12 protein-coding genes are annotated in these 12,164 nt (G+C 60.8%); 5 read left to right on the top strand and 7 right to left on the bottom strand.

From position 1 onward, the window contains the following. Positions 1–189: 189 nt before the first annotated feature. Positions 190–771 carry an NADPH-dependent FMN reductase gene (ssuE, locus tag JOE34_RS15770; protein WP_010425005.1) on the top strand — a complete coding sequence of 194 codons (582 nt, stop codon included), beginning with the start codon at positions 190–192 and terminating at the stop codon, positions 769–771. A 19-nt stretch (positions 772–790) separates the two neighbouring features. Here ssuE and JOE34_RS15765 read toward each other — a convergent pair whose 3' ends face one another. The 3 genes from JOE34_RS15765 to JOE34_RS15755 all read right to left on the bottom strand — a co-directional run bounded on the left by JOE34_RS15765 (position 791) and on the right by JOE34_RS15755 (position 2,784). After that, positions 791–1,399, bottom strand: a complete 609-nt coding sequence (locus tag JOE34_RS15765) for a LysE family translocator (protein ID WP_024665661.1) — start codon at positions 1,397–1,399, stop codon at positions 791–793. 124 nt (positions 1,400–1,523) lie between these two features. Then, complete coding sequence (locus JOE34_RS15760; RefSeq protein ID WP_003348622.1) at positions 1,524–1,805, bottom strand: lipoprotein; 282 nt, start codon at positions 1,803–1,805, stop codon at positions 1,524–1,526. 88 nt (positions 1,806–1,893) lie between these two features. Beyond that, positions 1,894–2,784 (bottom strand): LysR family transcriptional regulator, encoded by an 891-nt coding sequence (locus tag JOE34_RS15755; RefSeq protein ID WP_003391703.1) that lies wholly within the window; start codon positions 2,782–2,784, stop codon positions 1,894–1,896. Positions 2,785–2,913: 129 nt separating this feature from the next. Between JOE34_RS15755 and JOE34_RS15750 the strand changes: the two genes are divergently transcribed. The 3 genes from JOE34_RS15750 to JOE34_RS15740 all read left to right on the top strand — a co-directional run bounded on the left by JOE34_RS15750 (position 2,914) and on the right by JOE34_RS15740 (position 6,218). After that, the gene (locus JOE34_RS15750; RefSeq protein ID WP_003391701.1) at positions 2,914–3,615 is read left to right on the top strand and encodes a CoA transferase subunit A; all 702 of its coding nucleotides are present in this window, start codon (positions 2,914–2,916) and stop codon (positions 3,613–3,615) included. A 42-nt stretch (positions 3,616–3,657) separates the two neighbouring features. Continuing rightward, positions 3,658–4,314: a CoA transferase subunit B gene (locus JOE34_RS15745; RefSeq protein WP_003315741.1), complete on the top strand. Its 657-nt coding sequence runs from the start codon at positions 3,658–3,660 to the stop codon at positions 4,312–4,314. Between the two features lie 485 nt (positions 4,315–4,799). Beyond that, a complete protein-coding gene (locus tag JOE34_RS15740) occupies positions 4,800–6,218 on the top strand; it encodes a TIGR00366 family protein (protein ID WP_024663950.1) in 1,419 nt (472 codons plus the stop codon). Positions 6,219–6,222: 4 nt separating this feature from the next. Here JOE34_RS15740 and JOE34_RS15735 read toward each other — a convergent pair whose 3' ends face one another. From JOE34_RS15735 to JOE34_RS15725, 3 genes are all read right to left on the bottom strand, one after another. Further along, positions 6,223–6,549 carry an antibiotic biosynthesis monooxygenase gene (locus JOE34_RS15735; RefSeq protein ID WP_010425016.1) on the bottom strand — a complete coding sequence of 109 codons (327 nt, stop codon included), beginning with the start codon at positions 6,547–6,549 and terminating at the stop codon, positions 6,223–6,225. Further along, the gene (locus JOE34_RS15730) at positions 6,546–7,268 is read right to left on the bottom strand and encodes a CTP synthase (RefSeq protein WP_024663951.1); all 723 of its coding nucleotides are present in this window, start codon (positions 7,266–7,268) and stop codon (positions 6,546–6,548) included. The genes JOE34_RS15735 and JOE34_RS15730 overlap by 4 nt, the downstream gene beginning before the upstream one ends. A gap of 109 nt (positions 7,269–7,377) precedes the next feature. Beyond that, positions 7,378–8,310 carry a 2-hydroxyacid dehydrogenase gene (locus JOE34_RS15725; RefSeq protein WP_003391695.1) on the bottom strand — a complete coding sequence of 311 codons (933 nt, stop codon included), beginning with the start codon at positions 8,308–8,310 and terminating at the stop codon, positions 7,378–7,380. 272 nt (positions 8,311–8,582) lie between these two features. On the opposite strand from JOE34_RS15725, the gene JOE34_RS15720 reads away from it, so the two are divergent. Then, complete coding sequence (locus tag JOE34_RS15720) at positions 8,583–9,725, top strand: glycerophosphodiester phosphodiesterase (protein ID WP_024663952.1); 1,143 nt, start codon at positions 8,583–8,585, stop codon at positions 9,723–9,725. Between the two features lie 38 nt (positions 9,726–9,763). On the opposite strand, the gene JOE34_RS15715 is transcribed toward JOE34_RS15720, so the two are convergent. Further along, a complete protein-coding gene (locus tag JOE34_RS15715) occupies positions 9,764–11,950 on the bottom strand; it encodes a TonB-dependent receptor (protein WP_024663953.1) in 2,187 nt (728 codons plus the stop codon). Positions 11,951–12,164 lie beyond the last annotated feature (214 nt).

Raw genomic sequence — 12,164 nt, 5'->3', positions numbered from 1 at the left:
GCACGGGACCAGACTGTTGCCAGAGCAACAGCGGTTCAACAGTTGACAGCTTTTGCATCAGCGCGGCGAACTCTCTCCCCCTGCGTGAAAGACACGCAGACCCAACGGCTGCGGGCCATCGCCAGACACACAAGAAGGCTGGCACATAAGCTGCTTTGCAGGCTTACGTTTATCGCAAGGACATCCCTCATGCGCGTCGTTTCACTTTCAGGCAGTCCCTCCCCCAAATCCCGTTCCGGCGTTGTGCTGGCCCACGCCGGCCGCTGGCTGCAGAGTCACGGCGTCGAAGTCACCACATTGCGCATACGCGACTTCAATGCAGAGGACCTGCTTTTCGCCCGTTTCGACAGCCCGCAGGTGCTCGAATTGATCGAAGCGGTTAGTCAGGCCGATGGCCTGCTGATCGGCACGCCGGTATACAAGGCGTCATTTTCCGGCGCATTGAAAACCCTGCTCGACTTGCTGCCCGAGCGCGCGCTGCATGGCAAAGTGGTCTTGCCGCTGGCCACCGGCGGCAGTATCGCGCACATGCTGGCCGTGGATTACGCGCTCAAACCGGTGCTGTCGGCGCTCAAGTCGCAGGAAGTGCTGCACGGCATCTTCGCCATCGATACCCAGGTCAGCTACGACGACAACGAATCAGGCGGTACGCTGGACGAAATCCTCACGGAGCGTCTGCATGAAGGGCTGGAACATTTCCACCATGGCCTGCAACGTCGCTTGCAGGCGCGTCACCAGCAGGCTGGCGGGCACTTGCAACTGGCGCTGTAGTGCCGGAATAGCAAAAGCATCAATGCTCGATAAACAGCGGATACAGCGAGGCCACCAACAGCGCTGCCATCACGCCGTTGAAAATACGTAACCCGAGCGGATCGCGCAGAACGTTGCGCAGCAAACTGCCAAAGCCTGCCCAGACGCCCACGCTGGGCAGGTTGATCAGCGCAAACACTGCCGAAATCACCAGCACATTGTAGAAGTAGCCCTGCATGGGGGTGTAAGTGCTGATCGCGCCGATCGCCATGATCCAGGCCTTGGGATTGACCCATTGAAAAAGCGCGGCGCTCATGAAACTCAGCGGCTTACCCTGGCTGTCGACGCTATCGGAGGCCGGTCCCGACGTGGCGATTTTCCAGGCCAGGTACAGCAGATAGGCAGCGCCCACATAGCGCAGGATCGTGTAGAGCACCGGCCAGGCCTTGAACACGCTGCCCAGACCGAAACCGACGGCCAGCACCAGAACGAAAAAACCGACACTGATACCCAGCATGTGCGGCAGGGTGCGACTGAAACCGAAGTTCACGCCCGAGGCCAGCAGCATCATGTTGTTGGGGCCGGGAGTGATGGAGGTGACGAATGCGAAGAGTGTGAATGCCAGAAGCAAATCGAAAGAGAGAAACATGCTGCCTGTCCGGATCAGTGAGTCAGGTGCTCACCCTATCGAAGGCGGTGCAGGAAACACACGGACAGTTGCCGGCCAATTACTGCAGTACAGTTTTTACACAAAGCGCTTTTCAAGCAGACTGTTAACCTTGGGGCTGCTGACCCGTGACACCCAGATCGACGCTTGTTTCGCCTTTTTCATCGAAGTCCCGCGCCTGCTGGATCTGCGGATCCGCCATCAATTGCGCCTTGCGCGCCTGGTACTCATCAAATGACAGGCCGCGACGGTTGAGGTCTTCAAGGGCCAACTGATGGCTTTCTTCGGCGCTGAACGCTCGCTGCTCGACAGCGTGGTGAGTGGAGCAGCCGGAAACCAGCGCAACAGTGAATGTCAGGACAAGCGCAAGGGCGAGCATACGGTTCATCGGGGGCCTCCGGTCGGGCTTCATTTCAGGAATGAAGCAAGGTTACGCCTGCCCCTGACGCAGCAAAAATCATCCGCCGTGATAGTCGCTATCGACTGTTGCGAGCATTCTCGATCAACACCTCGCGCAACGCCTGAGCCGCAGTTGAAAGCTTGTGATCGGCAAGCATCATCAGGCCGATACGCCGTTCGATCAGCGGCTCCACCAGCGCAACGCAGCAGGCCCCCAGTTCCTGCATCTGCCCGATGCACAGTGACGGTACCGCGCTGACGCCCAGGCCATTGGCAACCATGCGCCCGATGGTCGACAACTGATGGCTCTCGAACGCGACCGCCAGCTTGCCGTGGCGGGGCTCGATGGCCTGTTCCAGCAGCAAACGTACCGCCGACGGGCGTTGCAGGGCGATGAAGTCTTCACGCAGCAGTTCTTCCCAGGTGACCTCACGCCGCTCGGCCAGCGGCGACTCCCGGGGCACCACGGCGACGAAGCGGTCCATATAGAACGGGGTAAACGACAGGGCACTGTTCGACTCGGGCTCAAAGCCGATACCCAATTCGACACGGCGATGGCGAACCATTTCCAGCACTTGCTCATTGATCACGTCATGCACCGCGACATTGACGCGCGGGTAGCGCCCACGAAACACCTTCAAGGCCGCTGGCAGCAGATTGCCGGCAAATGACGGCATGGCGGCGACCGACACCCTGCCCATTTGCAAAGTAAAACGCTGACGCAGCAGTTCTTCGGTGTTGTCCCAGTCGGCCAGCAACTGGCGCGCCAGCGGCAACAAGGTTTCGCCCTCGGGCGTCAGACCGACGTTGCGCGTGGTGCGCGTCAACAGCTGTCCGCCAAGGTCCTCTTCGAGGCTCTTGATCGTCAGGCTCAAGGCTGGTTGCGACACGTTGAGTCGCTCGCCGGCCTGAGCGAAGCTCAGGTACTGCGCGACGGCCAGAAAAGCGCGAAGCTGCTTGACGTTCATATATTTGCTTTTCTTATGAATTGATCAGAAAAACAAAATTAACAAATCAGTCACGCCGAGAGAAGATGCAGGTCACCCGATCCTCCGACAGCGCGACTGTCGGTCAACAACTATAAAAGGCGGATCATCATGGCTGGACTCGATAAACGAGTAGCGACCTACGAAGAAGCCCTCGCCGGGCTGACCGACGACATGACGGTACTCTGCGGCGGCTTCGGCCTGTGCGGCATCCCGGAAAACCTGATCGCGCAGATCAAGCGCATGGGTATCAAGGGCCTGACCGTGGTCTCCAACAACTGCGGCGTTGACGGCTTCGGACTCGGCATCCTGCTTGAAGACCGGCAGATCCGCAAAATGATTTCGTCCTACGTCGGCGAGAATGCCTTGTTCGAAAAGCAGCTGCTCAGCGGCGAGCTGGAAGTCGAACTCACGCCACAGGGCACCCTGGCGGAAAAACTGCGTGCCGGTGGCGCAGGCATTCCGGCGTTCTATACCGCAACCGGTTACGGAACGCCGGTCGCCGAAGGCAAGGAAACCCGTCAGTTCAACGGCCGCAACGTGATTCTGGAAGAGGCCATCACCGGTGACTTCGCCCTGATCAAGGGCTGGAAAGCCGACCACTTCGGCAACGTCATCTATCGTCATACCGCACAGAACTTCAACCCGGTGGTGGCCACCGCCGGACGAATCACCGTGGTCGAGGTCGAGGAAATCGTCGAGCCGGGCGTGCTGCTGCCTACCCAGATCCACACCCCAGGCATCTACGTCGACCGGGTCATCCAGGGCACTTTCGAAAAACGCATCGAACAGCGCACCGTCAGAAAATCCTGATAGCGCAGCCTTGGCCCTACAACAATAAAGAGGCTTCAGACGATGGCACTTTCCCGCGAACAAATGGCTCAACGTGTCGCCCGTGAGCTCAAGGACGGTTATTACGTGAACCTTGGCATCGGTATTCCGACGCTGGTGGCCAACTACGTGCCCGATGACATCGACGTCATGCTCCAGTCGGAAAACGGCCTGCTGGGCATGGGCGCCTTCCCCACCGAAGACACCATCGACGCAGACATGATCAATGCCGGCAAGCAGACGGTCACCGCGCGCATCGGCGCCTCTATTTTTTCGTCGGCCGAATCCTTTGCCATGATCCGCGGCGGCCATGTCGACCTGACGGTGCTCGGCGCTTTCGAGGTGGATATCGAGGGCAACATCGCTTCGTGGATGATCCCCGGCAAGCTGATCAAGGGCATGGGTGGCGCGATGGACCTGGTGGCGGGGGCTGACAACATCATCGTCACCATGACCCATGCGTCGAAGGACGGCGAATCCAAACTGCTCACCCGTTGCAGCCTGCCACTGACCGGCGCAGGCTGCATCCGCAAGGTGCTGACTGATCTGGCCTACCTGGAAATCGAAAACGGCGCGTTCATCCTCCGCGAACGCGCGCCGGGGGTCAGCGTGGAAGAAATCGTGGCCAAAACCGCAGGCAAGCTGATCGTGCCGGATGACGTGATCGAGATGAGTTTCTGAGTGCAGGCCAACACGGAGCATTGGCAAGATACTCATGGCCAGCCACCCTCGTTCCCACTCCAGTGTGGGGACGATGGTCATCAGCTCACAAGCCGGGGCTTTGGCCAAATTGCTCTAAAACGCTTTTCGAGCACGATGGCACAGACGACGCAGAGTGCGACGTAAGTGACGGCTGAGTCCTGGCGCTGATCCGGGGGTAGCCTGGCAGGACGCCAGGCTAGCCGCACCGGACCATGGATGGTCCGTTGCGGCGACCCCCGGAGCAGTGACAGGGCGAAGGAACCCGACGAAGTCGGGCCGGAAACGGAGCTTGGGGGTTTGCCTACTTTGGCCCCATCAAAGTAGGTCGCCGAGGGGCGAAAAGGAGACCTGAGTCGAACCCTAATCCACCTGAAAAAGAAAAACCGCCGTGTGACGCGGAGCGTCCGCAATAGTCGGCTGTTCAAGTAACTCCCCGATAATAATTACAAAAAGAGGTGCCCCAGATGGCCGCCAACATAGAAGAAAGCCGCTCCGCCCGATTTGCCTTGCGCTGCGCCGCGTGGGCTGAACGCTGGTTTCCCGATTCATGGGTATTTGCCGCACTGGCAGTGGTCATCGTCACGCTGGCGACACTGGCGATCGGCGCGCGCCCGGCCGAGGCTGCCAAGGCGTTCGGTGACGGGTTCTGGAGCCTGATTCCGTTCACCATGCAGATGGCCTTCGTGGTCATCGGCGGTTACGTGGTCGCCAGTTCACCGCCTGCGGTGCGCCTGATCGACCGACTGGCCCGGGTGCCGCGCAACGGCCGTTCGGCGGTGGCCTGGGTGGCGCTGATTTCCATGCTCGCTTCGCTGCTCAACTGGGGCCTGTCGCTGGTGTTCGGTGGCCTGCTGGTGCGAGCCCTCGCCCGCCGCACTGACCTGCGCATGGATTACCGCGCAGCCGGCGCAGCCGCCTATCTGGGCCTGGGTGCAGTCTGGGCGCTGGGGCTGTCGTCTTCGGCCGCGCAATTGCAGGCCAACCCGGCCAGTCTGCCGCCGTCGATCCTGGCGATTACCGGCGTGATCCCGTTCACCGAAACCATCTTTCTCTGGCAATCCGGGGTCATGCTCGCCGCGCTGGTGGTCATCTCACTGATCGTTGCCTATGCCACCGCGCCCGGCCCGAACAGCGCCCGCGACGCCAAGGCCTGCGGTGTCGACCCGGCCTTCAACCTGCCGCCACTGCCGCCCCGCACACGGCCCGGGGAATGGCTGGAATACAGCCCGCTGCTGATCATCCTGATGGTGCTGCTGGGGGTTGGCTGGCTGTTCAACGAGTTTTCGAGCAAACCGGCGATCACGGCGATTTCCGGGCTCAATACCTACAACTTCCTGTTCATCATGCTCGGCGCCCTGCTGCACTGGCGACCGCGTAGTTTTCTCGACGCCGTCGCGCGGGCGGTGCCCACCACCACCGGCGTGCTGATTCAATTCCCTCTGTACGGTTCGATCGCCGCGCTACTGACCACGGTCAAGGGCAGCGATGCGCAAACCCTGGCGCATTACATCTCGACGTTCTTCACCAGCATTGCCTCCCACGACACTTACGCGATTCTGATGGGCGTCTATTCGGCCATATTGGGCTTTTTCATTCCGTCGGGCGGCGGCAAGTGGATCATCGAAGCGCCCTACGTAATGCAAGTTGCCAACGACCTGCAGTATCACCTCGGCTGGGCAGTACAGATCTACAACGCAGCCGAAGCCTTGCCCAACCTGATAAACCCGTTCTACATGCTGCCGCTGCTGGGTGTGCTGGGCCTGAAGGCGCGGGACCTGATCGGCTTCTCGTTCGTGCAACTTCTGGTGCACACGCCGCTGGTGCTGTTTCTGCTCTGGGCACTGGGCACCACGTTGGCCTATGTGCCACCGGTAATGCCCTGAATGCCTACGCGTCGAACGCGTAGTCACGCTCGACCCGGCAGATTCGCGTGGTAAACGCCTGATACCAGCGCGAACGTCCCTGCTCGCGGACCTGAGCATGATCGGCCTGCTGTTTCCAGGCGACAATCGCGGTTTCGTCGGTCCAGTAGGACACGGTGATGCCCAGGCCGTCCTCACCGCGCGCCGACTCAACGCCCAGAAAACCGGGCTGTTGTCGGGCCAGACTCACCATGCGCTGCGCCGCCTCCGCGTACGCCTGATCATCGTCAGGCGTACGCAGCGAGGTGAACACCACAGCGAAGTAAGGCTTGGCAAACCGGGCGGCCATCATGCCGGGTTGCTCAGGCAGGCGCGGACAAACGCGGCCACCACAGGTGGCGTCTGGCCCTGCAACGCAGCGCGCTCCGGCTGGAACAGTGTGGCGACGTAGAACGGGTGCCCCTGCAATTCCATACTGCGCACTTCGCCCTCGGGACCGCGCCCACTGACCTTCAGGTGCTCGCCGAACAGCGCCGACTCCAGCTCGCGGCGCAGACCGTAGCGGCAGTGATAGCGCTCTTCGATGTCGAGCCTGCCATAGGCTTGGGCAATCAGCGTATCGGGTTGCAACTGGATCGCGGCCACCGATTCAACCAGCGAGCAACTGAGTGGCTCGATAATCACGTTTGCCGCGTGCGGCGCAGTTTCGCCATGCTCGGCGTCTGCCCAGCCCAGCTGGTTGCGGGCGTACTCGACCAACGCGTGCTGAAAGCCCCCGCACGTCCCCAGAAACGGCACCCGGTGCTCACGAGCGAAACGAATGGCCGTCAACGCGCCCAGCATGTCCCGATACGGACTGGCCGGAACGCACCACAGACCATCGAATTCGGCGAGTTGCGCACCGCTGCCGATCCCCGGCGTCGGCAGCCATTCGAAACCGACCCGTACCTGCGCGGCCTCCGCCGCCCTCTGCAAGGCCAACGGAATGGCCTGATGCGCAGGGACATCCGCACTGAAGTCCCCTACCAGACCGATCCGTATCCCGTTGCGTGTGTTATCTGCTTTGCCCATGCCCTGCTCCCTGTTTGATGTCGTACAGCCCGGGGGGACTATAAACAGGCAGCAAAATCAGCAGAATGGGCGTTACAGCAATGCCTCGCGTGCAACGCTGCACGGTTGCTCATTCAGTCACAGGCGTCAGCACCGGTTGCCCGGCAAAAAACGCCAGCAGGTTATCGTTGACCATTTGCACACTGTCTCTCGAAGCCTCGGGGGACAGGCCTGCCACGTGCGGTGTCAGCACCACATTGTCCAGCGTCTTGAGCACATCCGGCACAGTCGGTTCATCGTCGAACACGTCCAGCGCGGCCCCGGCAATCTGCTCATGCTGCAGTGCACTGACCAACGCCTGGGTATCCACCACGCTGGCGCGGGCAATATTGACCAAAAACCCGTCAGGGCCCAGCGCCTCAAGCACCCGAGCGTCGATCAGATGCTGCGTGCCGCTGCCACCGGGCGTGGCGATGACCAGAAAATCCGATGCGGCCGCCAGCGCCTGCGCTGTCGCATGCCAGGTGTAATCGCAGTCGCTGCGTGGCTTGCGGTTGTGGTAACCGATGGCAATATCAAAGGCGGCTGCACGCTTGGCAATCGCCAGCCCTACCGCCCCCAGCCCGACGATCCCCAGACGCTTGCCTGCCAGCGACGGGCGCACCACCTTGCGCCATTCGCTGCGTCGCACCGAGGCATCGGCCTGCGGAATGTCGCGCACCAACGACAGCAGCAACGCCAGCGTATGATCGGCCACCGTGGCGGCGTTGACGCCTGCACCATTGGTCACGACGATGCCACGTGCCTGCGCGGCAGGCAGATCGACCTTCTCGTAACCGGCGCCGCTTACGCAAATGATGCGAAGCTGCGGCAGTGCATCCATTTCCTCGGCGAAAAATCCCAACGGCCCGCGTGTCACCACGGCAATGATGCTCGGCCCGTGCGTGGCAATCGCCTCGGCACGCAGTTCGGCCGTCGGGGCGCGAATCAACTGAAAACCGCTGCTTTCAAGAATCGGCAAATACGTGTCCAGGTTTTCCACCAGCACCAATACCGTTGTCATGCGCGCTCCCGTTCGATCAGCAAAATGCTGACCTTAACGCGACTCGACCCACTTGTGCAGCGCCGCTGACGCTGGAACTGAAAAAAGCCTTCCCGAATACGCCAGGCGTTCATAAAGTGGACGCATTTGCGGGACAGACTAATGCGCAAGCAGACTTGGCAATCAGCAGAGTGCGTTATGGTTGCGTGCAGTGACGCGACCAGTGGCTCTAAGGTCTGGCGCGCAGGCTGCTCATAAAACAGGCTTTCTCAAAAACAAGGAAACACCCGCCCATGCAAGGATTTCCCACCACCCTGTTGAAAAAGACCCTATTGGCTGCGGCTGTCATGTCGGGCCTGATGCTGTCGTCAGGCATGGCAGCGGCGGCGGACGCCCCAGGCAAGGTGCTGAGCGAGAAATACGGCCTGCCCTGGCCAGCCGTGATCGCCCATCGCGGTGCTTCGTTCGACGCACCGGAAGAAACCATCCCGGCCTACACCCTGGCGCGGGACCTGGGCGCGGACTACCTGGAAATGGACATCCAGCGAACCAAGGACGGCGTGCTGATAGCGCTGCACGATGACGTGCTGGAACGCACTACCAACATCGCTCAAGTGTTCCCGACACGGGTGAAAGACCCGGTCAGCACCTTCACTCTGGCGGAGCTCAAGCAACTGGACGCCGGTTCGTGGTTCAACAAGGCTTACCCGGACAGGGCCCGCGACAGTTACAACGGGTTGCAGATCCTGACGCTGGATGAGGTCATCGACATCGCCGAGGGCGGCGCCAACAAACCTGGGCTGTACATAGAGACCAAGGTGCCGAACAAGTTTCCTGGTGTCGAAGCCGACCTGAAGAAACTGCTGGCCAAACGCGGCTGGCTCGACCAGCGCCCTGCGGCAGAGGCCGGCCATGTCAACGTCGCGCACATGCCAGGACGCGTCGTCCTGCAGACGTTCGAGAAGCAAAGCCTGGAACTGCTGCAGAAAGAAATGCCAAAAGTGCCCAAGGTCATGCTGTTGTGGATTGGCGAAGGCTCGATAGAGCCCAAATCCAGCGTCGCGTTCAAGGACTCGGGAGCCAAGGACAAGGCCAGCTATTACGCGACCCAGGAAGTCAAATCAGCGCAAGAGTTCGAGCAGTGGATTGACTGGGCCAAGGCCCACGGCGCCATCGGCACCGGCCCTTCGTCGCAACTGGCCAAGGGTGGCGACCAGAGCTACATGGACCTGGTCAAACCCTGGATGAACAACCTGACCCACGAGAAAGGCATGGTCATCCACCCGTACACGGTGGATGACGCAGAGGACTTCAAGCGGATCAGCCATGATGGCGCGGACGGCTTCTTCACCAACCGCACCGCCGAACTGTTGAAGTTCTACGAGCGGCCGGCAACAGAAAGCATTGAAACGATTCTGAAGCGTAACGGCTACTGATCCAGCGGCTGGCTGCATCCTGCGATGCGGCCAGTCGATCAGAAGTCGATAGTGCCCGACAGCTTGAGGGTACGTGGCTCGCCCTGAGTCAGGTAACCGCCATTGGCTGATGCCCAATAATCCTTGTCCATCAGGTTCTCGACGTTGGCGCGCAGGGTCACGTCCTTCTGCGCAACGTTGAAGGTGTAGCGTGCGCCCAGGTCGAAGCGGTTCCAGGTCGGGATGCTCAGGTTGTTGGCAGCATCGACATATTGCCCACCGGTGCGCAGCATTCGCGCATTGATGGCCGCGCCTTCGATCCCCGGAATGTCCCAATCGGCACCCGCATTGAACTGGAAGGTCGGCACACCCACGGCCCGATTGCCGTCGTTGCTGCCACTGGCCGTACCGCTCACCTCGGTGTCCATCAGGGTCAGACCGGCCAGCAGGCGCAAGCCGCTGACAGGTTGGCCAAAGACGTTCATCTCAACGCCGCGGTTGCGCTGCTGTCCATCACGGACATAACGCGACCCGGTGCCTTCCAGAACCTGATAGCCGTCAGCCGGTTGCTCGATGCGGTACACGCCCAGGCTCGCGCCGAACGTACCCATGTCCAGCTTGACGCCCGCTTCCACCTGTTTCGAACGCGACGGCGCAAAAACTTCGCCAGGGTTGATGGTGACGGTATCCGGAGCCGTTGGACCCTGCGCCAGACCTTCGATGCGGTTGGCGTAGAACGACACATAGTGCCAAGGCTTGAATACCACCCCGTAGACCGGCGTGGTGATCGCTTCGTCGTACAGCGCATTGCGCGGGCCGCTGCCGTATTCATACCCCTGAACACGCAGTTGCTGGCGACGCAGGCCGGCAGTCAGCAACAGGCGATCATCGAAAAAGCCCAGCGTGTCTGAGAACGCGACACTGCGCATGCGGCTCTTGCCGACAATGCCGGGATCATTCAGATCGCCTGCGGTGAAACTGTCGAGTGCCGGGCGCTCTTGGGAGACAGGGTCGTAAAGGTTGTTGCTGGAGGTGCCGCCAAACAGATACGCACTGCGCTGTTCGGTCCAGATACCGGACAGCCCGAAGTTGATCTTGTGGCTGACCGCGCCGGTCTGCAGCTTGCCGTTGATGCCGGCCATGGCGGTCTTGTTGTCTTCGTCATGCGGGATGAAAGACGGTGCGGCCGTGGTATTGCCTGCGGCATCGTGGACAGTTGGCGAGCCATATACGCCGACCTCACGGGTGTGCTTGGCGCCCACTGCGGCGTACAGCGTCCAGTCTTCGTTGAGGTCATACTCGGCGCGGCTCATGCCGAAGGTGTCTTCGGTTTCGGTCCAGGTCCAGTTCGGCGCGTAATTGGTATCCGAGTCCGGAGCATGCGGCACGCTGGTCAGGGCGCTGTCGACAAACACCGTGTTGCGGCTCTGGTTGATGCGCTGCTTCTGGTAGGCAAAATCGCCGGACAAACGGAAGTCGTCACCTCGATAATCGAGCCCCAGCGCGAACAGCTTGCTGCGATGCTCTTCGTCCTCGACGCCGGTCTCGCCTTCGCGCTGCGACAGGTTGAGACGCGCGCCGAAGCGATTGCCCTCGCCAAAGCGCTGCCCCAGGTCGAGATGCTCGCCGACCCGGCCGTCGCTGCTGATGTCGGAGGTAAAACGACGCGTCGGTGTGTCCTGCGCGCGCTTGGGCTGCAGGTTCACGCCGCCGCCAATCCCGGAACCGGTCGGCGTCACGCCGTTGATGAAGGCGTTGGGGCCCTTGAACACTTCAACGCGCTCCAGCGCATCGGTCGATATGATCTGGCGTGGCAGTACGCCGTAAAGGCCGTTGTAGGAGATATCGTCGGTGGTCAGCTTGAGGCCGCGAATGACGAAGATATGCGAAGCGTTGGCATAACCACTCGACTGACGCACCGATGCATCATTAAGCAATACGTCGCCGACGGTTTCAGCCTGCTGATCCTCGATCAATTGTTCGGTGTAACTGCTCATGGTGAACGGCACGTCCATGATGTCGGCATTGCCCAGAACGCCCAGTTGCCCACCGCGCGCCACCTGCCCACCGGCATAAACCGGCGGTAGCGCGTGAGGGTCGGCCTTGTCGGCACTGATGTCGGTCTCGCCCAGCACCATAGGGCCGTCCTGCCGAGTGGCAGCCTCTGCAGCGGCCCAGGCCGGAGATCCAATGGAACAGCAAAACGCGAGCAACGTAAGGCGCATCGGGAACGATGGGGAGTTCATCAGTAGGTCCTGAAGACAAGTTGAACGAGATCGGAAGCAACCGTCCTGGACATCACCGATCGGGTGGATGCGAAATGATATCAGATGTTACTGGTAATGCTTATCATTTGTTTATGCATAGAAGATGATAAGTCAGCAACGTGATGCGGTTCGTTCCGGCGCTGCATCATGAAAAATCAGCGCGCATGGCGGCCCGTGGCGTTCCGCAATGCTT

The sequence above is a fragment of the Pseudomonas sp. PvP028 genome (genome assembly GCF_017832255.1).
In the GTDB taxonomy this organism is placed as follows: Bacteria; Pseudomonadota; Gammaproteobacteria; order Pseudomonadales; family Pseudomonadaceae; genus Aquipseudomonas; species Aquipseudomonas syringae.
The sequence above is the reverse complement of the archived record's forward strand: the minus strand, read 5'-3'. Positions and strand labels throughout refer to the sequence as shown.